Origin of the sequence: Oscillibacter sp. (genome assembly GCF_031978065.1) — a bacterium.
GTDB lineage: Bacteria > Bacillota > Clostridia > Oscillospirales > Oscillospiraceae > Oscillibacter.
Window position 1 is genome coordinate 1 of the sequence record NZ_DALZCH010000055.1, and the last position, 21,256, is coordinate 21,256.

27 protein-coding genes, 1 tRNA gene, 1 other RNA gene and 1 pseudogene are annotated in these 21,256 nt (G+C 53.4%); 20 read left to right on the forward strand and 10 right to left on the reverse strand.

What is annotated here, in order from left to right:
- Both RTK01_RS09540 and sigE read left to right on the forward strand, forming a co-directional pair.
- Positions 1-313 (forward strand): annotated as a pseudogene (locus RTK01_RS09540) (hypothetical protein); the annotation flags it as partial.
- A 23-nt stretch (positions 314-336) separates the two neighbouring features.
- On the forward strand, positions 337-1,041 hold the full coding sequence (gene sigE / locus RTK01_RS09545; RefSeq protein ID WP_293009980.1) for an RNA polymerase sporulation sigma factor SigE: 705 nt from the start codon (positions 337-339) through the stop codon (positions 1,039-1,041).
- A 352-nt stretch (positions 1,042-1,393) separates the two neighbouring features.
- Here the strand turns inward: sigE and ssrS are convergent.
- Positions 1,394-1,591, reverse strand: a non-coding RNA gene (ssrS, locus tag RTK01_RS09550) — 6S RNA.
- A gap of 38 nt (positions 1,592-1,629) precedes the next feature.
- Complete coding sequence (locus tag RTK01_RS09555) at positions 1,630-1,926, reverse strand: DUF1292 domain-containing protein (protein ID WP_312280744.1); 297 nt, start codon at positions 1,924-1,926, stop codon at positions 1,630-1,632.
- 294 nt (positions 1,927-2,220) lie between these two features.
- Here RTK01_RS09555 and RTK01_RS09560 point away from each other — a divergent pair, with 294 nt between their 5' ends.
- From RTK01_RS09560 to RTK01_RS09595, 8 genes are all read left to right on the forward strand, one after another.
- Positions 2,221-4,842, forward strand: coding sequence for a transglycosylase domain-containing protein (locus RTK01_RS09560; RefSeq protein ID WP_312280745.1), 2,622 nt, complete (start codon positions 2,221-2,223; stop codon positions 4,840-4,842).
- 292 nt (positions 4,843-5,134) lie between these two features.
- Positions 5,135-5,575, forward strand: a complete 441-nt coding sequence (locus RTK01_RS09565) for an ACT domain-containing protein (protein WP_293007491.1) — start codon at positions 5,135-5,137, stop codon at positions 5,573-5,575.
- A 21-nt stretch (positions 5,576-5,596) separates the two neighbouring features.
- Complete coding sequence (locus RTK01_RS09570) at positions 5,597-6,790, forward strand: homoserine dehydrogenase (RefSeq protein ID WP_312280746.1); 1,194 nt, start codon at positions 5,597-5,599, stop codon at positions 6,788-6,790.
- Positions 6,791-6,836: 46 nt separating this feature from the next.
- Positions 6,837-8,048 carry an aspartate kinase gene (locus RTK01_RS09575; RefSeq protein ID WP_312280747.1) on the forward strand — a complete coding sequence of 404 codons (1,212 nt, stop codon included), beginning with the start codon at positions 6,837-6,839 and terminating at the stop codon, positions 8,046-8,048.
- A gap of 86 nt (positions 8,049-8,134) precedes the next feature.
- Positions 8,135-8,635 (forward strand): hypothetical protein, encoded by a 501-nt coding sequence (locus tag RTK01_RS09580; protein ID WP_312280748.1) that lies wholly within the window; start codon positions 8,135-8,137, stop codon positions 8,633-8,635.
- 113 nt (positions 8,636-8,748) lie between these two features.
- Positions 8,749-9,018 carry an ACT domain-containing protein gene (locus tag RTK01_RS09585; RefSeq protein WP_293009853.1) on the forward strand — a complete coding sequence of 90 codons (270 nt, stop codon included), beginning with the start codon at positions 8,749-8,751 and terminating at the stop codon, positions 9,016-9,018.
- A gap of 10 nt (positions 9,019-9,028) precedes the next feature.
- Complete coding sequence (locus tag RTK01_RS09590) at positions 9,029-10,387, forward strand: PFL family protein (protein ID WP_312280749.1); 1,359 nt, start codon at positions 9,029-9,031, stop codon at positions 10,385-10,387.
- 61 nt (positions 10,388-10,448) lie between these two features.
- A complete protein-coding gene (locus RTK01_RS09595) occupies positions 10,449-10,637 on the forward strand; it encodes a hypothetical protein (protein WP_312280750.1) in 189 nt (62 codons plus the stop codon).
- Positions 10,638-10,722: 85 nt separating this feature from the next.
- Here the strand turns inward: RTK01_RS09595 and RTK01_RS09600 are convergent, their stop codons facing one another.
- The 3 genes from RTK01_RS09600 to RTK01_RS09610 all read right to left on the reverse strand — a co-directional run bounded on the left by RTK01_RS09600 (position 10,723) and on the right by RTK01_RS09610 (position 12,721).
- Complete coding sequence (locus RTK01_RS09600; RefSeq protein ID WP_312280751.1) at positions 10,723-10,920, reverse strand: hypothetical protein; 198 nt, start codon at positions 10,918-10,920, stop codon at positions 10,723-10,725.
- Positions 10,921-10,995: 75 nt separating this feature from the next.
- The gene (locus RTK01_RS09605) at positions 10,996-12,063 is read right to left on the reverse strand and encodes an S-layer homology domain-containing protein (protein WP_312280752.1); all 1,068 of its coding nucleotides are present in this window, start codon (positions 12,061-12,063) and stop codon (positions 10,996-10,998) included.
- 28 nt (positions 12,064-12,091) lie between these two features.
- A complete protein-coding gene (locus RTK01_RS09610) occupies positions 12,092-12,721 on the reverse strand; it encodes a redox-sensing transcriptional repressor Rex (protein WP_312280753.1) in 630 nt (209 codons plus the stop codon).
- A 188-nt stretch (positions 12,722-12,909) separates the two neighbouring features.
- On the opposite strand from RTK01_RS09610, the gene RTK01_RS09615 reads away from it, so the two are divergent.
- Positions 12,910-12,986: transfer RNA gene (locus RTK01_RS09615), tRNA-Arg, on the forward strand.
- A 155-nt stretch (positions 12,987-13,141) separates the two neighbouring features.
- On the opposite strand, the gene RTK01_RS09620 is transcribed toward RTK01_RS09615, so the two are convergent.
- Complete coding sequence (locus RTK01_RS09620) at positions 13,142-14,251, reverse strand: tyrosine-type recombinase/integrase (RefSeq protein ID WP_312280754.1); 1,110 nt, start codon at positions 14,249-14,251, stop codon at positions 13,142-13,144.
- Between the two features lie 87 nt (positions 14,252-14,338).
- Positions 14,339-15,277: a P63C domain-containing protein gene (locus tag RTK01_RS09625; RefSeq protein WP_312280755.1), complete on the reverse strand. Its 939-nt coding sequence runs from the start codon at positions 15,275-15,277 to the stop codon at positions 14,339-14,341.
- 98 nt (positions 15,278-15,375) lie between these two features.
- Here RTK01_RS09625 and RTK01_RS09630 point away from each other — a divergent pair, with 98 nt between their 5' ends.
- Complete coding sequence (locus RTK01_RS09630; protein WP_312280756.1) at positions 15,376-15,564, forward strand: helix-turn-helix transcriptional regulator; 189 nt, start codon at positions 15,376-15,378, stop codon at positions 15,562-15,564.
- Between the two features lie 309 nt (positions 15,565-15,873).
- Here RTK01_RS09630 and RTK01_RS09635 read toward each other — a convergent pair whose 3' ends face one another.
- Positions 15,874-16,224 (reverse strand): helix-turn-helix transcriptional regulator, encoded by a 351-nt coding sequence (locus tag RTK01_RS09635; protein ID WP_312280757.1) that lies wholly within the window; start codon positions 16,222-16,224, stop codon positions 15,874-15,876.
- 255 nt (positions 16,225-16,479) lie between these two features.
- Between RTK01_RS09635 and RTK01_RS09640 the strand changes: the two genes are divergently transcribed.
- The 4 genes from RTK01_RS09640 to RTK01_RS09650 are packed head-to-tail and all read left to right on the forward strand — an operon-like array spanning position 16,480 to position 17,857.
- Positions 16,480-16,668 (forward strand): hypothetical protein, encoded by a 189-nt coding sequence (locus tag RTK01_RS09640; RefSeq protein WP_312280758.1) that lies wholly within the window; start codon positions 16,480-16,482, stop codon positions 16,666-16,668.
- Positions 16,628-17,422 carry a phage antirepressor KilAC domain-containing protein gene (locus tag RTK01_RS09645; protein ID WP_312280759.1) on the forward strand — a complete coding sequence of 265 codons (795 nt, stop codon included), beginning with the start codon at positions 16,628-16,630 and terminating at the stop codon, positions 17,420-17,422. The genes RTK01_RS09640 and RTK01_RS09645 overlap by 41 nt, the downstream gene beginning before the upstream one ends.
- Entirely contained in the window at positions 17,412-17,642 is a 231-nt protein-coding gene (locus RTK01_RS16855) for a helix-turn-helix domain-containing protein (RefSeq protein ID WP_397352641.1), read from the forward strand. Before RTK01_RS09645 ends, RTK01_RS16855 begins: the two co-directional genes overlap by 11 nt.
- A gap of 38 nt (positions 17,643-17,680) precedes the next feature.
- Positions 17,681-17,857 (forward strand): hypothetical protein, encoded by a 177-nt coding sequence (locus RTK01_RS09650; protein ID WP_312280760.1) that lies wholly within the window; start codon positions 17,681-17,683, stop codon positions 17,855-17,857.
- Here the strand turns inward: RTK01_RS09650 and RTK01_RS09655 are convergent.
- Together RTK01_RS09655 and RTK01_RS09660 are read right to left on the reverse strand one after the other, a co-directional pair.
- Positions 17,830-17,979, reverse strand: coding sequence for a hypothetical protein (locus RTK01_RS09655; protein ID WP_312280761.1), 150 nt, complete (start codon positions 17,977-17,979; stop codon positions 17,830-17,832). The genes RTK01_RS09650 and RTK01_RS09655 overlap by 28 nt on opposite strands.
- 263 nt (positions 17,980-18,242) lie before the next feature.
- The gene (locus RTK01_RS09660) at positions 18,243-18,704 is read right to left on the reverse strand and encodes a hypothetical protein (RefSeq protein ID WP_312280762.1); all 462 of its coding nucleotides are present in this window, start codon (positions 18,702-18,704) and stop codon (positions 18,243-18,245) included.
- Between the two features lie 121 nt (positions 18,705-18,825).
- Between RTK01_RS09660 and RTK01_RS09665 the strand changes: the two genes are divergently transcribed.
- The 4 genes from RTK01_RS09665 to RTK01_RS09680 all read left to right on the forward strand — a co-directional run bounded on the left by RTK01_RS09665 (position 18,826) and on the right by RTK01_RS09680 (position 21,124).
- On the forward strand, positions 18,826-19,671 hold the full coding sequence (locus tag RTK01_RS09665) for a hypothetical protein (protein ID WP_312280763.1): 846 nt from the start codon (positions 18,826-18,828) through the stop codon (positions 19,669-19,671).
- Positions 19,668-20,447, forward strand: coding sequence for a DUF6551 family protein (locus tag RTK01_RS09670; RefSeq protein ID WP_312280764.1), 780 nt, complete (start codon positions 19,668-19,670; stop codon positions 20,445-20,447). The genes RTK01_RS09665 and RTK01_RS09670 overlap by 4 nt, the downstream gene beginning before the upstream one ends.
- Positions 20,448-20,500: 53 nt before the next feature.
- Positions 20,501-20,818, forward strand: coding sequence for a hypothetical protein (locus RTK01_RS09675; RefSeq protein WP_312280765.1), 318 nt, complete (start codon positions 20,501-20,503; stop codon positions 20,816-20,818).
- Between the two features lie 108 nt (positions 20,819-20,926).
- Positions 20,927-21,124 carry a hypothetical protein gene (locus RTK01_RS09680; RefSeq protein WP_312280766.1) on the forward strand — a complete coding sequence of 66 codons (198 nt, stop codon included), beginning with the start codon at positions 20,927-20,929 and terminating at the stop codon, positions 21,122-21,124.
- Positions 21,125-21,256 lie beyond the last annotated feature (132 nt).

The following is a 21,256-nucleotide window of genomic DNA, read 5'->3' on the forward strand; positions in this document are numbered from 1 at the left end:
GGCCTCGGCGGAAAAGCTCAAGTCTCTCTGGCCAGCGGAGCTGGGCCCGTTGCTGACGCCCCCCGCCCTTCGCGCCCCCGCCCAGACGATGGAGCGGCTGGCGGGCGCCGGCGCCGACATCGCGCGGTTCCGCCTGCTGCCGTACAGCGCGGTGGGAGTAGAAAGCGGTTTGCTGCTGGCGGTTCGTCTGGATTGGGCCAGCGTCAACGGAAAGCGGCAGGAACGGCTGCTTCTGGCGCTGTCGCCCACCTCGGTGGGGGACGGCTGCGACGCTCTCTGGGGCGAACTGGAGGGATATAAACCGTGCCGATAAAGATGAAAGGGAGGACCGAGAACATGCCGCATTGGCTGGAAACATTCAAAAGGCTGCTCCGCCGCTTGGGGCTGCTGCCCCGGACGCCCGTCCACTACATCGGCGGCAGCGACACACTGCCCCCGCCCCTGACTCGGGAACGGGAGACGGAGCTTTTATCGCGCATTGAGGACACGGAGGCGCGGCAGGAACTGATTGAGCACAATCTGCGTCTGGTGGTGTACATTGCCCGCCGCTTTGAAAATACTAAAATCAACATCGAGGATTTAATTTCCATTGGAGCAATCGGTCTGATTAAGGCCGTGGAAACTTATAACCCCAATAAAAATATCAAGCTAGCAACCTATGCAAGCCGTTGCATCGAAAACGAAATTTTGATGTATCTGCGCAAAAACGCGGGACGGAAGGGGGAAGTTTCCTTTGACGAACCGCTGAATACTGACTGGGATGGCAATGAACTGCTTCTCTCGGATGTGCTGGGAACGGACGCGGACGTGGTAATGCGCCCCATTGAGGACGACGTGGACCGAAGTCTTTTGACCTCCGCTCTGAAAATTCTTTCGCCCCGAGAGAAAGAGATCATCACCCTGCGCTTTGGACTGAACGGAGGACAGGAGCGAACACAAAAAGAGGTGGCAGACCGTTTGGGCATCTCCCAGTCTTATATCTCGCGGCTGGAAAAGCGGATTATCCAGCGGCTGAAGAAGGAAATTCTTCGTCTCAGCTAATCAATGTACTGACAAATGGTTTTGCTTTACATCGATTGAAATTTATAAGTAAAGTCCACCTAAACGGAGAAAAAAGCGCCCGGCCGCAGCGCGGTCGGGCGCTGTGCGTTTCTTTGGAAAGAAGTGCGGCGTTTCGCCGCCGGAGCGGCAAATCAAAATCCATTGGCGGGTGCCAGACTGCGAAGACGGCGGTTTCTTATAGCGGCGGTATTTTTGCTTTTTACGGCAGCGTGGGCGTTCACAGAAAACGCACCGTAAAGCAAGCGCCCCGCTGCCCGTTTTGGCGGGCAGCGAGACGCAGAATACGGCACATCTTGTTTAAAAATCCGGTCAGGGAAATTTTTAAAAATAAAATCACCCCGCCCGGCCGTGTAGACCCCGTTATAACCTGCACCTTTACGGACAGGTGGGTCGCCTCCAGCACGCTTTATCGCTTCCAACATCCAGCCGCAAACAGCAGCCGGGAGGCCTGCGAACCACGGTCTGATCCGGCGTCCCTTATAACGAAATGTGGGTTAAAAAAGGCCTATCACGCACCGCGCAGGGTTTTTTGTGTACAGTTACATCATGGGTACGGAAAGAAGAACGTCAGGAGTCTTCGTCCTCCTCGTCCTCAAATAGGGCCTCCATGAACAAATCGTACACCGCTTCCAGTTCTTCATCGGAGTCTAAGGTGGAAAGCATCTCCTCGCCGTTTTCTGTCAGAACCTTCAGAATCACAAGACCGGTATCGGGATCTTCTTCGTCGGAGTCCTCCGTCTCAGCGGGAAAGAAAGCCATGTATTTCTGGCCGTTGTGCTCCAGCGCATCCACGAGTTCCAATTCGATATCGTTTCCGTCCTCATCGGTGATGGTGACAAAAGTGGGGCTAAATTCCTCGCTCATAGAGGTGCCTCCTTACGGTTAGTTTCGTTGAATGTATTGTACCCGCTCCATCGAAAAAATGCAAGTGTATCAGGTGTGCAAATCGTGGGAAAATGAAATTTCGAGGCAGGTAATTTTTCCTGCATATAAAAATTTTTCCTGAATTAAGGAACTTTTATCAAGAAAAAAGCGACAATTTTGGTGTTGACAGGAATGGTAAAATGAAAGATACTATGCCGTATTATGTGCAGCCGTTTTGCCAAGAGAGGGTGAATCGGCTGCTCCCCTGAACTAAGGAAAAGGAGGTGTTCTGCAATGGAAGAGCACGGCAGACACCGGGAATCGTCCCAGCCCCACGAGCGCCGCCGCCGCAGGTCCGCAAAAAATCCGATGGATACAATCTGGTTTGTGGTCCGGACCCTGCTGTTGGTTGGCATTCTCTCCGGCGCGATGATTGCCGGTATTTTCATGTATTATGTGAAAACGACGCTGACGCCCGCTTTGGACATCAATGCCGACGACTATACCATGAACCTCAGCTCTGTCATCATGTATGAGAACAGCGAGACGGGGAACTGGGAAGAACTTCAGATGATTTACGGTGACGAAAATCGTATCTGGGTGGATTACGACCAGATTCCCAAGACCATGTGGGAGGCGGCAGTGTCGATCGAGGATGAACGTTTCTTCGGTCACCACGGCGTGGACTGGCTGCGAACCGCCAGGGCCACGACAAATCTGTTTTTCCGCACCAGCAGTACATTCGGCGGCTCTACAATTACGCAACAGTTGCTCAAGAACATGACCCACGACGACGACAATACAGTGAACCGCAAGGTACGGGAAATTTTCCGGGCGCTGGAGTTTGAGAAAAAGTATTCCAAGGAAGAGATTTTGGAGCTGTATCTCAACCACATCTATCTGGGCCAGAAGTGCTACGGTGTGCAGACCGCCGCGCAGTTTTACTTCGGCAAGGACGTGTCGGAGCTGTCGACGGCGGAGTGCGCCAGCATCATTGCCATCACCAACAATCCCTCGCTGTACGGGCCCATGTCTACCGTCGTCATCACCAACAAGGAAACCGGCGTGAAGAAGACGGCCCGGGAGATGAACAGGGACCGCCAGCAGAATATCCTGAAAAAGATGCTGGAGCTGGGATACCTGAGCCAGGAGGAATACGATCAGGCGGCGAACGAGGAGCTGAAGTTTACCGACGGCTCCGTTTCCGCCCAGGAGTTGGTTGCCGCCGACAACGTTGAAAAAAGCGGCGGAACCTCCACCGGCATCAACTCCTATTTTGTGGACAAGGTGATTTTGGACGTCTCCGAGGACTTTGCCAAGCAGCTTGGTATCACCACCGGGGCGGCGCGCAAGCGGCTTTACAACGGCGGCTATACGATTTACTGCACCGTGGACCCGCATATTCAGGAAATTGCAGAGTCCGTGTATCAGGAGCGCGCCAATCTGGACGTGACCTCCTCCAGCGGACAGGACCTTCAGTCCGGCATTACCATCGTGGACCCCGCCACCGGCAATGTAAAGGGCATGGTGGGAAAGGTGGGCGCCAAGCTGGATAATCTGGGTTGGAACTATGCCGTGGGCAAGCGGCAGTGCGGCTCCGCCATCAAGCCCATCACGGTTTATGCCCCGGCGCTGGACGCCGGAGTGGTTACCATGGCATCCACATTTGATGACTATCCCGTGCGCCTGTTGAACGACAACCCGTGGCCGAAAAACTCTCCGCAGGGCTATAAGGGCTGGACAACCCTTTCAAACGGCGTTGCAAACTCCGTCAACACCGTGGCCGTGCAGGTAATCGAGAAGCTGGGGGTCAAAAATTCCTTTGATTTTGCCACGGAGAAGGAGAATCTGGATCTGGTGGCGGACGACATCAACACGGCGGCGCTGGGTCTGGGCGGCCTGACCTACGGTGTTTCAACCGAGGAAATGGCTGCGGCCTTCGCGGTGTTTGCCAACGGCGGTGTGTACAACTCCCCCCGTCTTTACACGAAGATGGAGGACAGCAATGGCAATGTGATTCTGGACAACGAGACGGAAACCCATGTTGCTGTGAAGGAAACAACTGCCTATTTCATGAACCAACTGCTTCAGGGCGTGATGAACGGAGGCACGGCTTCCCGGTATAAGCTCTCCGGTATGACCAGCGCCGGTAAGACCGGCACCACCAGCGACAATAAAGACCGGTATTTTGTGGGCTACACGCCCTATTATGCCGCGGCGGTCTGGTGCGGCTATGACAAGCCCGAGCGCATCAGCTATTCCGGAAACCCCGCTGCTTCTATGTGGCAGAAGGTTATGCAGAAAATTGCGGACGAGCAGGAGAACAAGTCGTTCACCAAGCCCAGCAGCGGCCTTGTTAAGGTGACCGTGTGCGCCGACAGCGGCCTTCGGGTTACGGATGCCTGCGCTTCGGACCTGCGGGGCAGCCGCGTGCGGGAGGTTGAAGTAGCGGCGGGCACCGCACCGGTGGAGGAGTGCAATCTCCATAAGTTCTACGACTACTGCACCGAGGGCAAGGTTTTGGCCACGCCGCTGTGTCCTGCTTCCAACGTGAAGCCGGTTGCCCTGCTGGACTATACCCGTGTGGACTACGGCCCCAGCATCAAGGCGGATGACGACGCCTATCTGATTGGCTCTCTGCAGACAAAGTTGGAGGACGGAACGGTTGTGATTCCGCCTTGTCCGGTTCATCAGGATGGCGTCCTGCCCACCGACCCCGACGGCGAAGGGGAAACGACGATTCCTGAAGATGGAGGAGACACGGGGCTTGCCCCGCCGCCGAAGACTGAGCCCGGCGGAAGCGGCTCCGGCGGCGGAACGACTTCGCCGACAGAACCCACGCTGCCAACAGAGCCCTCCGAGCCTTCTTCCGGGATAGACGATTGGATTAACAACGTCTGGAACACGGGAAACTGACCAGTACAAAAACCGCCGCACGGCTGTGCGGCGGTTTTTCATTTGTGCGGAACCAAAGGCGCACAGTTTCGCGGGTAAAGGCAGGCGTGAAATCCATGGTGCGAGAACACCCGAGGACATCGAATAAATTAATTTTAGCCGTTTTGTGAAATCAGGCCGTGAGGTATGGACATTTCACCGAAAAATTTTCCCGGAGGACGGAGAAATTCTTGTGTTTGTGCATTGCAACCTGTTGGCTTCTATGGTAAACTAATCAAAGTGCAAGGACAAATGACCATGGGAGGCGGACGAAATGGGCAGAGAGGTCAAATTCTATATTGTAGCGGCGGACGCCCTGCCGGAGATTTTTGTGAAGGTGGCCGAAGCCAAGCGCATGATCCAAACCGGCGAGGTAAACACTGTGGGCGCCGCCACCCGGCTGGCGGGCATCAGCCGCAGCGCGTTCTATAAGTACAAGGATTCCGTGCAGCCCTTCAACGATTTGAAATCGGAGCACATCATCACGTTTTACGGAATGCTGAAGGACGCGCCGGGCGTGCTGAGCCGTGTGCTGTCAGGTTTCGCGGGGGCGGGCGCCAACATCCTGACCATCAACCAGAGCATTCCCACCAACGGCTGCGCCGCCGTCACCGTGTCTGCGGAAACCTCGGACATGGAGATGACGCTGGAGGCGTTTTTGGAGCAGGTTTCCGAAGTGGAGGGCGTGGTCCGGTTTGAGGTGCTGGCCGGATAAAAACAGCGAAAGGATCGATCCATGAGTAAGATTGCAATTTTGGGCCTTGGCACGGTAGGGACCGGCGTAGCCAAGGTAGTGGCGGAAAACGACCGGCAGATCGAGCGAAAGCTGGGGGAGCCACTGAGTGTGAAGTCCGTTCTGGTCCGACATTTTAAGGACGGCCCCTACCGCCAGCTTATGACTGACGATTTTGCAACCATTGAGCGGGACGATGAAGTCCGCGTGGTGGTGGAGACAATCGGCGGGACAGAGGCGGCGTATGAATACACAAAGCGGGCGTTGGTAGCGGGCAAGCATGTGGTGACCGCCAACAAGCAGTTGGTGGCCGAAAAGGGCTGGGAGTTGATGGAGCTGGCCCAAAAGAACAACGTGAACTATCTCTTTGAAGCCAGCGTGGGCGGCGGTATCCCGGTGCTGCACCCGCTGACGGAGTGCCTGTGCGCCAACCGGGTGGACGAGATTTTCGGGATTCTCAACGGTACCACCAACTACATTCTCACTCGCATGGTCCGCACCGGCGCCTTTTTTTCCGATGCGCTGCGGGAAGCGCAGGCCAAGGGCTATGCCGAGGCAGACCCCACCGCCGACGTGCAGGGTATTGACGCGGGGCGAAAAATCTGCATTCTGGCGGATTTGGCTTTCGGCGCGCAGGTGCGGCCGGAGGACGTTCCCATGGAGGGAATCACGAAGCTGTCCCTCCGAGACGTGAAGGTGGCCCAGCGGGCGGGCTACCGCATCAAGCTGCTGGGCCGGTGTCTGCGGATGCCCGGCGGGGGGCGCACTGCCTACGTCGCGCCCCATCTGGTGCCGGAGGATCATCCGATTGCCAACGTGGAGGACGTTTACAACGCCGTGGACATTCGGGGCAGCGCCGTGGGCGAGGTGATGTTTTACGGCAGGGGCGCGGGGGAGCTGCCCACGGCTTCGGCCTGCGTGTCGGACGTGATGGAGAGCCTGCGCCGCAGTCCCCGGCAGGAGGGGCTTGGCTGGGGCGGCGACCCCGACGGGTTTGTAGACCCCGCAGAGGTGTCTACCCGCTTCTATTTCCGCATTGAGGGCAGCCTGATGGACGCGGCGATGGCCTTCGGTCAGGTGGAGGTACTCAGCGAGGATGGAGAAACCGGGTTTTTGACGGATTCCATTCCCCTGCGGGAGGCGCTGGAAAAATCCGAACGCCTAAATGTGCTTGCCCGGCTGCGGGTGCTGGGCTGAGCGGAACTGATTGACCGGTTATCCAGAGGAGAAGGGGTTAAAGCAAATGAGTTTGATTGTGCAGAAATTCGGCGGCAGCTCGGTGAAAAACGCCGAGCGCATCCGCCATGTGGCTGAGATTATCGAGCGGACCTATCAGGCCGGAAACGATGTGATCGTGGTGCTGTCCGCTCAGGGCGACACCACTGACGATTTGATTGAGCGGGCGCAGGAGATTAATCCCCGTGCCTCCAACCGGGAGATGGACATGCTGCTGTCGGTCGGAGAGCAGATTTCCATTTCCCTGTGCGCCATGGAGCTGGAGCGGCGCGGCCTGCGCTGCGTGTCTCTGGCAGGGTGGCAGGCGGGGGTCCAGACCTCCGCCGTGTACGGTGAGGCTCGCATCAAGCGGATAGAAGCGGAGCGGATTCAGTCCGAGCTGGACCAGCGCCGCATCGTTCTGGTGGCGGGTTTCCAAGGCATCGACCGCGCCGGAAACATTACCACGCTGGGCCGGGGCGGGTCGGATACCAGCGCCGTGGCGCTGGCGGCTACCTTCCATGCGTCGCTATGCCAGATCTTTACGGATGTGGACGGCGTTTATACCACCGACCCCCGGGTCGTGCCAAACGCCAAAAAGCTCAGCGAGATTACCTATGACGAAATGCTGGAGCTGGCAAGTCAGGGAGCACAGGTGCTTCATAACCGCAGCGTGGAGCTGGCAAAGAAATTTCATGTGAATTTGCAGGTTGTGTCCAGCTTGGAAGATAAACCTGGCACGACCATCAAGGAGGTTACGAAAGTGGAAAAGACGAATATCGCGGGCGTGGTTAAGGATTCGAGTATTGCCCGCATTGCCCTGGTGGGCCTGCAAAACAACCCCGGCGTGGCGTTTCAGGTTTTTGACCTTTTGAGCAAGGGCAACATCAACGTGGACGTAATTTTGCAGTCCATCGGCCGGGAAGACACAAAGGACATCACCTTCACCGTCCACAAAAAGGACGTGGAGCAGGCTGTGGAGCTGCTGGAGGAGCACAAGACGGCGCTGAAATTCGACCACATCAACACCGACGAACACATCGGCAAGGTGTCTATCGTGGGCATGGGACTGATGAGCAACTGCGGCGTGGCCGCCAGAATGTTTGAGGCGCTGTATGAGGCGGGCATCAACATTCAGATGATCAACACCTCCGAAATCCGCGTCTCCGTCCTGCTGGACGAGGCGGATGTGGATAAGGCCGTCCGTGCCATCCACGCAAAATTCTTCGACGAAACCTGATTTTCACAGCGACGGGGCCTGAAAGGGACCAAGCGGTTCTGATTTCTCTCTGGGGCGCATAAAGTCTCAGGGAGGTGAGTCGTCCTATGAAAAATCGTTTTGCGCATTTTTCCATCCGCTTTATGACGGTTCTGCTGGCGGGGCTGTTTTTATTACTGCTTCGCTCGGCGGGAAGCAACCCGGTTTTTGCCGTGCTGACGCCTCGGTTTGCAAGTCCGTGGGAGCTTGGGAAGCTGCTGTTCTGGCCGCTGCTGTTGGCTGCGGTCATCCCTTTGCGGGACGGCGGAAAATTCTCTGAACGGCTTCCATGGCTTACGCTGGCACCGTTAGCCGCCGTCCTGATTTTCTGGGTGATGAGCGCCGTCAGGCCGGGACCGGGGGCGTATTTGCTGACGTGGATTGTATTGTCGGCCATGGCGCTGGCGCTGGCCCAGAGGGGAATCCTTTCCAAGGGAGATCGCTCCATCTGGATGGTTTTGGCGGTGGCGATGGGCATTTTATTCATCATGCTGACTTTCCTGCCGCCTGCCTTCGGGCCTTTTTTGGACCCGGCGGACGTGGCGGCCATGGCAACCATTCCGTGCTGACGGCACGCGGGGGAAAGGGCGCCGATGGGCGGCCCTTTCCTTGCTTTGCATGGAATTTTACAGAGGAACGGCGCGGCGCGGCCTGCGCAAAAACAAGAGAGAGGAAGATACAAATGAACGCAATCGTAACGGTGGTAGGGGAGGACAAAGTCGGCATTATTGCCGGCGTTTGCACGCTTCTGGCAGAGAATAACGTCAATATTCTGGACATCACGCAGACTATCATGCAGGGGAGCTTCACCATGGTCATGGCGGTGGACGTGGGCAAGGCTCCCGTGCCCATCGGGGAGCTGGGCGCACGGCTGGACACTCTGGGCAAGCAGCTTGATATCTCCATCCGCATTCAGCGGGAGGAAATTTTCGACGCCATGCACCGCATTTGAGGGAGAGGCTATGTTAAATCAAAAGGACATTCTCTCCACCATTGAGATGATTGATCAGCAGCATCTGGACATCCGCACTGTCACGATGGGCATTTCGCTTTTGGACTGCTGCGATCCCGACCCCGTGCGGGCCTGCCAAAAGATTTATGAAAAGATTGCGAAATCCGCCGAAAAGCTGGTGAAAACCGGAGAGGACATTGAGCGGGAATTTGGCATTCCCATCGTTCACAAGCGGATTTCCGTCACGCCCATGGCGTTGATGGCCGGAGCCTCCGACACGGAGAACTACGTGCCTTTTGCTCTGGCCATGGACCGGGCGGCCGGGGCTTGCGGCGTGAACTTTATCGGCGGATATTCCGCTCTGGTGCAAAAGGGAATGACGAAGGCGGACGAAAAGCTCATCCGCTCGATTCCCGAGGCGCTGGCCTCCACGGAGCTGGTCTGCTCCTCCGTCAACGTGGGCTCCACCAAGGCGGGCATCAACATGGACGCGGTAGCCCTGATGGGCCGCATTGTCAAGGAGACGGCCGCGCGAACGGCTGACCGGGACGGGCTTGGCTGCGCCAAGCTGGTGGTGTTTTGCAACGCCGTGGAGGACAACCCCTTTATGGCCGGGGCCTTCCACGGGGTGGGCGAAGCCGAGCATGTGATCAACGTGGGCGTCTCCGGCCCGGGCGTGGTGTGCAGTGCGCTGAAGGCCGTCCGGGGTCGTCCCTTTGACGAACTGGCGGAGACGGTAAAAAAGACTGCGTTCCGCATTACGCGCATGGGCCAGTTGGTGGCGCAGGAAGCATCCCGCCGGCTGGAAGTACCCTTTGGCATTGTGGATTTAAGCCTTGCACCTACTCCCGCTGTGGGCGATTCCGTGGCCCGGATTCTGGAAGAAATGGGACTTGAAACCTGCGGTACCCATGGAACTACGGCGGCGCTTGCTCTGCTGAACGACGCGGTGAAAAAGGGCGGCGTGATGGCGTCCTCCTCCGTGGGTGGACTTTCGGGCGCGTTTATCCCCGTCAGCGAGGACGAGGGGATGATTGCCGCCGCTCGGGCCGGGACGCTGACCATTGACAAGCTGGAGGCCATGACCTGCGTGTGCTCCGTGGGGCTGGACATGATTGCCGTACCCGGCGATACCAGCGCGGACACTATTTCCGCCATCATCGCGGACGAGGCGGCTATCGGCATGGTGAACTGCAAAACCACCGCCGTGCGTATCCTGCCCGTTCCCGGCGGAAAGGTGGGAGACACCGTAGAGATGGGTGGATTGCTTGGCAGTGCGCCGGTGATGCCGGTCCACACGGAGTCCGCCGCCGCCTTCATCGCCCGGGGCGGGCGCATTCCCGCTCCGCTTCACAGCCTGAAAAACTGAAAATTCCCCTGCGTTACACACCGGCACCAGTCCGCATACACTGGCTGGGGAGGGATACTCCGTGAAAGAAAAGCTTATCAAGCTGATCGATGTGAAGAGCATTGTGACGTTCCTGCTCACCGGAACTTTTGCCGTGCTGGCGATTCGGGGAGATATCAACGAGCGAGAATTTATGACGGTCTTTACCGTGGTTATCAGCTTTTATTTTGGCACAGAGATTCAAAGATGTGTCAGCGAGTCCAGAAAATAACGGCTTTGCCGAAAATAAATGCTCCAACGCCCCCGCACCCTGAGGTGCGGGGGCGTTGGGGCAAATATGAAGGGGTTTCGCTAAATTAGCAGCAGGGAGTAGGATTGCAGCCGCCGCAGTTGTTGTTGCAGCCGCAGCCACCGCAGTTGTTGTTGCAGCCGCAGTTGCTGTTGCAGCCGCAGTTGTTGTTGCTGCCCCAGCCGTTGCCGCAGAAGCAGAACAAGAGGATGAGGATAATGATCCAGCAGCAGTTCCCGCCGCCAAAGAAGCCGTTATTACACATAATTGGACCTCCTATGAAATCGTAGACCGACCATGTATCAGTCTCAATCCATAGTATGCGGGCCTCGGTTGTGTGTTACGAAAGACGGGAAGAGGAGATCATTGCTTTGGCGAAGGAGTGCTCCTCCGTTGTGAAAACGCCCCGGTTTAGCAAAGTCTGGCACAAGGTCCCTCCCGTACCGGCGACCTCCGCGTCCAGCGCGTACCAAGAGACATAGACTAAATCTGCCCGCAGAAATGAACCTTTAGACAAAACGGTGCGCTCCGCAGCGGTCAGAACACCGCAGTCTGCCGCCCGGTCCAGCGTCCCGGTCAGGTCCGTGGTGCCTGTGGAGCTGTGGCCCAGCGCCCGGAGGACAAATTCTACATATTGATAGGAGTTTACTTTCTGTCCGGGACGGAAGGTGGTTTTCGTATAGCCGTTGGAATAGCCCTTGGAATAGGCGTAGCCCACGTATTTCGCGGGCTCGGACCCGGCCTCAATGTCGGTGAAGGGAGTGGAGCCGGTATAGGCCAGCGCCGCGTCTTCCTCACCCAACAGGCGGATGAACATAATCAGGGCCTGAAGCCGCGTGGGGGATACCTCCAGATCAAAGCCCTCGCCGTAGCCAGTGAGGCTGCCCCGGAACAGGCGGACCGCCTTCAGGGCGGACGCCATGGCGTTGTAGTCCGTGGTGGAGGAATAGGAAAGGCTGCTGGGTCCCTGATAGGACAGCACAGCGGTTTTCCCCTTCACCGAAAAAGCGGCGGACGTGTTCTCCGCCACCAGATAGCGATGCCGGGGGAGCAGAGCGGAGCCGGAGGAAATTTCCGTGCCGGTGGTTGCGTCCACCACCGCGCCGGAGGAAAAAATGACGCCGATCTCTCCTGCCAGCGGCAGCACGAACGCGCCTGTGGATCCGGAGAGCACATCCCCGGATTTCAGCCGGGCTTCCGTCCATTCGGCTGCGCCGGAGGTTTCACCAGCGGACGTACCAGAACCCAGCTCGTTAACCTTCTGGCGCACCGTGTCGGTAAAAGTCCCGTTCAAATAAGAGAGGGAGACAAGCGGATCGTCGGACCCGCCGCCTGCTGCGGCGGCGTACCAGCCAACCATGGCCGACAGCAGCAGAAAGAGCGCGGGAAGCAGCGCCCGTTTTTTCATAGGAACTCCTTTCACGCGCCAGAGCGGCTCAGCGGTTTGCGATGCGGTAGCTCAGCGTCAGCAGGCTGTCTGCGAAGTGGATGTTTTCAAACTGAACCACGGGGTCCGTGCTGGACAGCTCAATGTTTGTAAAGTTCCAGAAGCCGCGAATGCCCAGCGCAATCAGCCGGTCGGCCATCTCCTGCGCCACGTGCTGGGGAATGGTCAACGACACCACGTCCACCGGATGAGACCGGATAAACGAGTCCAGCTCGTTCATAGAGCGGACGGGAACGCCGTTGATGCTCGTTCCCACAAGGGTTGGGTCCACGTCAAAAGCGGCGTCCACGGTAAAGCCGGTCTGAGAGAAGGGGAAGTTTTGCAAAAGGGCATGGCCAAGATTACCCGCACCGATCATGACAAGATGATGATTTTTGTCCACGCCCAGAATGTGGCCGATTTCCGCCCGCAACTCCTCTACGTTATAGCCGTAGCCCTGCTGCCCAAATTCGCCGAAGCAACTGAAGTCCTGCCGGATTTGGGAGGCGGTAATGTTCATTTCCTGGCCCAGAGAGTGGGAGGAAATGCGCACAACGCCGCTGTTATGCAGGCTGTTGAGCTGGCGGTAGTATCGGGGAAGACGCCGGATTACGGCGTCGGAGATGTTTTCTTTTTTCAAAGGGATACCCCTCCTTTGACAAAATCCGTTAAATATTTCTCAAATGATAGTTTAGCCCAAAACAGGAATAATGTCAATTTTTTTAACAATCTTTTTAAGAAAATTTTTTTCTGTAACGGGGCTTTACTTTTATGGAATTACCTGTTATACTAATTTTTGCTGTTTGATTGTTTCTAAATGGCAGGTATGCGCCCGTAGCTCAGTTGGATAGAGCGTTAGACTCCGACTCTAAAGGCCACTGGTTCGAATCCAGCCGGGCGTACCAAGAAAAAACCCTTGAAACCATTGAGTTTCAAGGGTTTTTCTATTTCCTAGTATTGGCGAGAACGGATGTGGATTGACTGGTTTTAACGGGTTGTACCACGTTTTGCATCAAAAAATGTGGTACAAGGGTGGTACAAAGCAAGGCCGCGCATCCACTTACTTTGATGTCATTGCGCGCCTAGCCTTTTTAAATGTGGATTGCCGGTTTTGTGCTTCGCAGTAATGAACATAAATTTTCATGGTGATATCCGGGGATTCGTGTCCAAGAAGGTATTGAACCTCGGTCATTTTCAACCCGCGCTCAAAAAGACGCGTAGCGTAAGTGTGGCGCAGTAGATGCGGGGTGACTTCAAAATCAATCGTTCTTTTGACATCGGGGTGTCTTCGGGTTCCGATTGAGTCGGCAGAGTCGGTGCGAACAGATCTGGCAGCAACGATTCCCCAAAGACTTCGAAAGGAAGACTGGCTCGCCATTTCGAAGTCTTGGCTGTGAATAACAAATTCGCTATTTGTAATGGACTTTTCCACTGCTAGTGCATCTGAAACCTCTGGAGGAATAGGGATATCTCGAATCCCGGCATTCGTTTTCGCGCAGTCTTCCAGTATTGCCCTCCCTTTAAGATAAACAAGATTTCTACGCACGCTGACTACATTGTTTTCTATATCGACGCAGTCCCACTTAAGACCAAGAATTTCCCCTCTCCGCATCCCTGTCTTAAGCCCTAGAAGGACGAACAGAAAGGCGCGGGTTCCTGACACTGCATTGAGCAACGTACGCTCCTGCGCTTCCGTAAGCGCCTCCTTTTCCTTTGTAGGAGTCCCACCGGCTTTCATCGAAATTGGGACCGGGGATTTGACAATCAAATTATTGTCTACGCCCATATTAAACATTCCGCGTAAAGCCTGAAGTGTGTGGCGGGACTCTGACTGGCTTTTTTCGCTGGCGGCATTCATTACACTGTGTATCTGGATTGGGAGTACGTCGCGAACTGGGCGGTTTGAAAGATACGGGAGGATATTCCGATCTATAATCCCGGCCCAGAAATTTGCCGTTGATTCACGGACGGATGGCCTTTTTTCAACGTCGAACCAAAGCTGCGCCAATTCACCTACCGTTGTTTGATCGCTTAAATCGACTCCGGCCCGAAGGTGTATCCTTGCGGTCAGTGTCTTTTCTTTTAGTTCTTCCTGCGATTTGGCGGTAATGTATTTGCGCTTTCCGTCGGGAAGCGTGATTGTCTTGGTTAGATATTCTTTCCGCGCCATGAGCTTTCCTCCGTAACTGATACCGCCCCGGCGCGCTAACACCGGGGCGGTTTTTTATTTTTCATCAGAGCCTAAACTGCACGGGCGTTATTTTCCATCTTCATCTTTGGCATTAGGTATGTCTCCAATGTCAAGCTGGACATCCATATTATACGCTTTGCAGAACAGTTTATAAAATCCGTCCCAAGTATCGGAGGCTCGCATTAGCGCGATTAAACTCGCGATGTGTTTGTCGAGATGAGGAATTCCTGTATCAGGAGTTAACGACTGATGGAATCTCTTAGTTCTGTTCCCACTATGGCTATCTTTAGGAGTTTTTTCTTTTAGCTCATCAAGAACGCCTTGCGGAAGCTGCTCGTAAACAATTTCATTTGTAATCTTTCCAACTAACGGGGATTTCGCTTTTCCTTTATATTCCCAACCCTTTAGACGAAACATTTGAATGTAAAATTCATCCGGGAATCGCTTTGTCCATGGCAAGAACTCTTCGCTAATATAAGCAGAAAGTAAGCGCTGAAGTTCGTCTCTGTCTCGATCATATTGATAACCTGTTGCTTCGTCTATTAGTGCCGCGATTCCAACCTTCGCAAGAGAGCGCATCAATATATCAGCAACAACTGATAATGGTTTTTGAGAGTCTGTCAAAACCCCGGCATCTCTCGCGCTTAAGTATACATCGCAAATTAGTGGAAGGATTTCTGCGCGATATCCAGTATAAACGCGCCTACCCGATGCCGATGTATACTTTACCTCCATAGAAAATTCTGATCCGCAACCAAAAGCCTTGTCGCTAAAAGGCTTTAGGTTATTTGCGTCTATAAAAGATGGCATGTTGGCTGCTCTTTGATCCCCACTTGCACGGCCTCTCCTTGGTCTTCCAAATGCTTCGAAAACCGACTTAGCGGTAAATACACGAGTCCCATCGCTCAAAACTGCACAGTTTAAATCTTTTCCGCCAATACTGACAACTCCAGTATAGTCCCTAGTCGGTAGGACTGGATCATGCGCTTGATTGAACCCCTCCAAGAAAGCACCTTCTTTTTATTTATTACCGTCCTCCGGCGGAGTGGATACATTATTCATTTTTGGGGCAACCTACCACAAAATGCCATGGAGAGGTTGCCTTGAAAAACAACGTAAAACTGCGCCGGTTGAAATCGGGCCTGACCGTGCGCAAGCTGGCGGAGATCAGCGGCGTGCCTGCCAGCACGATAAGCGAAATTGAAAACGAGAAGCGGGAGCCGGGAGTTGCCGCAGCTATAATGCTTGCCCGCGCGCTCCGATGCAACGTGGACGGGCTATTTGTCGTATAGGCTTGTTCTGAAATCAGAACATAAAATTCGCCGCGTTTCGACAGACTCTTCAGAAATTTATGGTATAACTTAGGTATAGAAGAAACCACATATAAATTGTAAATTAAGACAATTTACAGCAAGATTCTTGTATGCTATACTGGCCTCACGAAATAAAACAAATGTTCTAAAAATTGGAGGGCGGCTGGATGATATCGGAACAGGATAGATGCTACGGTGAATCGCTCCGTGGGGGAGAGGAAGCAAAAGAACGATACATAACGAAAGATAATGCAAGAGAATTTGTCTCAGGCTTAAACGAGGCGGAATTTACTTCCGTCTACGCGCTGCTTTTACACCTTGAGCATAGGCGCGAACAATATCCATTTCATCAGAGGTAAGCCCCTGCAAAACATCAATAGCATTTTCTCTGTCTCCGTCGGTGATTTCACTGGCGGGGATTTTTTTATATTCTTTTTCGTCCGACAGTCCAGCAAGCCAATCGACAGAAACCCCATAGTACCCAGCTATTTGAGGGAGATACTTCGGGTAGCCTTTGTTATAACCGTTTTTCCAGTTTGTTATGTTGTTCGGAGATATCCCTAGCGCCTCAGCCAGTTCCTTTGTCGCTCCATGCTTTTTTCCAATTAATTCAATAATCCTTTGCAAAATAATATCCATAAAAATAGCACTCCATTTGTGAGATTTGACAAAAACACACAAATAAAAATATTTGTATTGAAAACACATCCAAGAGGTGATATAGTGTGTTTTGTAAGAAAGATTTGGCAACTTAGGCAACAACAAACCAGACCTTTTGAAAATCCGATTTCAAAAAGCCTCGGTAAAAAAGTATTGTGTTGTCCCAACAGCATCACAATATCACATTTAATGTAACTTGTCAAACCGTTTTTACATATTTCGTGTGATTTGGAGGTGAAATTCATTTATAAGCTTTTTTGCGGCAAGGTCGCAGAGCAAAAGAAATTGCGGAAACTCACAAATGCAGACCTCGCCAGTATGACCGGATACCGCAAGAAGACCATCGAAGCGTTTATGTGCGGCGCACGCGAAAGCGAAGCGATTGCAAAAGCGCTGGCGGCAGCTCTCAACATCGAATTATGAAAGGAGACACATGCACGAACTTATCAAAGTTACATACAACAATGACCGCCCGCTTGTTTCAGCGCGTGAACTGCATGAATTTGTAGGAGCAGGCGCGGACTACCGCCACTGGTTCCCAAGAATGTGCGAATACGGGTTCACAGAGGGTTCAGATTTCAACGTGGTCAAAAATGACCGGGTTCAAAACGAGGGCGGCAGAATGGTTTCCCGAACTGTGGACGATGCCATCATGTCCCTCGACATGGCAAAAGAAATCTGTATGCTCCAGCGCAATGAGAAGGGCAAACTTGCCCGCCAATATTTTCTCCAACTTGAAAAGGATTGGAACAGCCCTGAAAAGGTCATGGCCCGGGCGCTCCAAATTGCAGACAGGCGGATTCACAAGTTGGAAGAACAGGCGGCGGCAGACCGGCCCAAGGTGTTGTTTGCCGATGCAGTCAGCACCTCCAAGACTTCAATCCTGATCGGAGAGATGGCGAAACTGCTCAAGCAAAACGGCGTGGATGTCGGACAAAACCGCTTGTTTGACTGGCTCCGCTCCAAAGGTTACCTTATCCGCCGGCGCGGCAGTGACTACAATATGCCAACACAGCGGGCAATGGAATTGGGCTTGTTTGAAATCAAGGAAACCTCCATCGCTCATTCCGACGGACACACGACGGTCAACAAAACACCTAAAGTGACCGGGCGCGGGCAGCAGTATTTTGTTTCCAAATTGCTGGGCAATCAGGATGGGGCGGACTATGGAAAGTAGTGGACCTAGATACCTCACCGCCGAAGAAGCCGCTGAGCGCTTGCGCGTATCCCGCAATGTTATGTATGAGGCTCTCCGTTCTGGCAGGCTCCGCGCCATAAAGCTGGGCGGCTGGCGAATCCCGGAGGATGCATTGCATGAACTGGAGAATCAAGCCCCCACTAAAACAGGCTCCCGATCAACCGGGAAAGCGCCTGTAATCACGAAAATTCGTAGGTAATACCCGGCTACATACCAACGAAATGAAAGGAGAAAGCCATGGAAGAACTCAGAAAAAAGACGATTGCCGCCCTCACTAAGCAGGTGGAGCTGCTCAGCAAAGACGGCGTATCGCTTGCGAGTGTGGAATCAGCAAATCAATCGATTGCGGCGCTTACGATCCTTTTGCATGAACTGTATGCGCAGCGTCAACTCCAGCCCTTGATGGCGGAATAACAGTTATTTGCTATTCCAATCGCATCGGACGGCTTTATCGCACTTGTATGCTCGGCAGCGGTCCAGTTCTGCATGATTGCGATAGCAAGCTCGACGGCCAATTCCTTATCTGTTTTATTCATGTTTTTCACCTCCTTTCGCCGCCATTCTACCGCGAAAGGGAGATTTTTACAACAAGCGATTTTATCCAGCAAGAGAAAGGAGAATGCCCGCTTTGCTTACAGCGAGACTTCTGGTTTATTTGGCAATGTCGTTTTTCTATATGATTTCCGCATTGTACACGAGCAACCTCATTATGAAGAACCCTTGGGATGAAAGGGTATGGCTTCTCGCAGGCCCACCGCTTGCGCTGACAACGATGCTGCTGGCGGTTATGATAAACGATTTACTCTCTTAAATCTTTTTGCATGGAATCTAAAAGTTTCTGTCGGCACGCGCTCATTTTCATTGCGACGGATACTTTTCTCATGTCCTCTTTTTCAGAGATGGGTTCACTGCTTGGGAAGACCCTTCGCCTGACTGATTCGGCAGTGATCATTTGTGCATATTCGGAAAGCAATTTCCGCGTATCTTCCGAGGCAAACAAAAGAGCTCGCGCAAGTGGTGCGGCAAGGTTGTCTGAATATTCCAAGTCGTAGGAATACGAAAATGCGTCAAAGGCCTCAATGGAATTGTAGTATGCGGTTACCATTTCATGAAAGATCAGTTCAGTTTGTTTGGACTTCCGGGCTCCGCGTTGAGTTATAACGGCGGTCAAAATTGAACAGATGGACACAGCAGCGATTGCAACTATAGAAGAAACAATTGTTATGTTTGCGGAAATTACATTCAGTTCCTCGGGTTCCATGATCTCACTCCTCTCTTAGCAAATCCTACCACACCACGAAAGGTCAATCAATATGCAGCTTAAAATTGACCCGGAGTTCCGGGACAAAATCCCACCTCTGACCGCTCAGGAGTTTAGCCAGTTGGAGGACAACATTGTAAAGGACAAGAAAGTCCGTGACCCTCTCGTTGTCTGGGGAGAAACCATCATAGATGGCCACAATAGATGGGCCATTATCCAGAAGCATCCGGAGATTCCGTACACCACCACGGCAATGGACTTTCCGGACAAATGGGCCGCTATCGTCTGGATGTGCCAAAACCAATTAGGCCGCAGGAGCATCACCGAAGAGCAGAGGGCGGTTCTTATCGCGCAGGAATACGACGCGCAGAAAAAAAGCACTGGCGGTGACAGAGGGACCGAAAGAGACGATTCCGGCAAATTCACCGCAGGTGGCGAAACCCACCACTTGCCGGGAAAGTCGCCAAAGACCCGTGCCGTGGTGGCTAAAGCTCACGGGATTACGGAGAACGCTGTCAAATCCGCTGTTGAGTTTTCGCGCGGCCTTGATTCCGCCGACGAGGTGGCCCCCGGATTTAAAGATTCCGTCCTGACCGGCACTATCAAGGCCCCGAAATCCGTTATAGCATCCCTCCCCAAGATGGAGGGGCCGGAACGCAAAAAGGCCGTAGAGGCTATCAGGGATAACGATAAGGCGGCAATCAAGGCGGCATTCAATCCAGCTGTTCGCGCCATGCACGGGGCTGCATCTGAACCGGATGATACCGCCGCCGATGGCAACGAGTACAACGGCGACGATCTCAAGGAAGAGTTATTGGCAATTGTGGATACATTCACATTTAATTTCACGGCGGCGCTTGAAGTCCACTCCGTAATGCTCAAAAATCCCGCGACAAAAGAAAAAGCGACCGCCGCTCTGTCGGAAGCAGAAACGGCGATCAAAAAAATTAAGGAGTTGCTGAAATGAAGTATATCGCAGATTACAAGTACAGTCAAGTCAACACCAAAAACATTCTGGTTGACCCGCTGGGCCAGCGGAACGTTGAAAGCCGACAGGCGCAGTTCCGCAAGATTCTCAAGTCTTTCAATCCGTATCTGGTGAACCCTGTCAAGGTTGGTGTGGTCAACGGGAAATATTATTGCTTCGATGGGCAAATGACCATGAAAGTTCTCAAAGCCCGGAACGGCGGACGCGATTTACTGGTTGAGTGCAAAATCTATTATGGGCTGACGCTTTCGGAGATTGCAGACCTATTTCTTCTCCAGAACGGCACGCAGTCCGCAATTGAAACTCAGGATAAGTTGCGGGTTATGTACAACTACGGCGACCCCGAGGTAACGGAATTTGTACATAGCACAGAGGGCAACCAAATCCGCATCGACTGGACGAAGGGCAATGCAAAAAACAAGGTTGTTGCCGTCACATCTATGTTTGATGCGTGGCGCAAGATCGGTGACCCACTCCAGTATTCGGAGTACTGCAAGGTTCTTCGCGAAGCATGGGGAGGGGAACCGGATAGTTTCCGCAGGGAGATTATTAACGGCCTGTGTCTCTTTATGGTGGCGTACCGAGGCAAGTACCGCATCAATACGCTTGTTCGCAAGTTGGGGGACGTATCTCCGCAAAAAATCATTCGCGATGGGCTGGTCTCCACTTCTTCCGGGTATCGCAAATACGCAGTTCAAATCCTGAATGCGTACAATCGCAAGAATAGCACGAACCGGCTTCCGGAGCTGCTCTAAATTTCCACACCCGATACCTCCCCGCGCAGGTAAAAACAATTGGAGGTATTTATATGCAATTCATTATTAATCAGGACCGCGACATCGTAATTGAAAAAGGCCCTATGCACACTTTCCCGGTGGTCGAAAACGGTAAAATTTACGAAATCAATCTTTATTGCGGTGAGTATCTTTTGGGTACTTTCGCAAGCATTGAAGAGGCCATCAATGAAATGTCACGGATTGACGCAAGCGAAGATCAGTACATCCTCGTTGACGGGTTTTCTGCGGATGAAGATTCCGGCGCGTGGATTTTGAGCGAAATTGACATGGAAGACATTACGCCCGATGAACTGCGGGACCTGATTATGGAGGCACTGAGTGATGATTGATCGGATTATCGTTGAAGCATTCCGGGTGCATCCGTTGCTGGCTGACGCAATGCCGGTGGTGGTTCTGGTGGTCGGGTACATTCTAATTAAATTCTGAAAGGGGACTGCATGGCAACAAGCAAAACGCTAACCTATAAAATCTATGGCTCCCGTTACGTTATGTGCTTCGAAAGGGAGGAGTACGGGGAACCGGAAGCAGAAATCAGCGTGGAAATTCCGCAGCATCCAGAGGGCATTGATGAGTTTATTAACCAACTCCACGGAATTGTCAATGATATTTCCGCGCATTTAAAGGGGGATACATGATCTGCTTTTTCACCCTCGTCGGCGTGTGCGCCTGCACCAGCGTATTTTTCAAGATCATTGACCGCATCGAGCGGCCAAGAAAAATTAGGAGGTTTTCATGAGCCAGAGCCGGAACCGCCTTCTGCGCCTAAA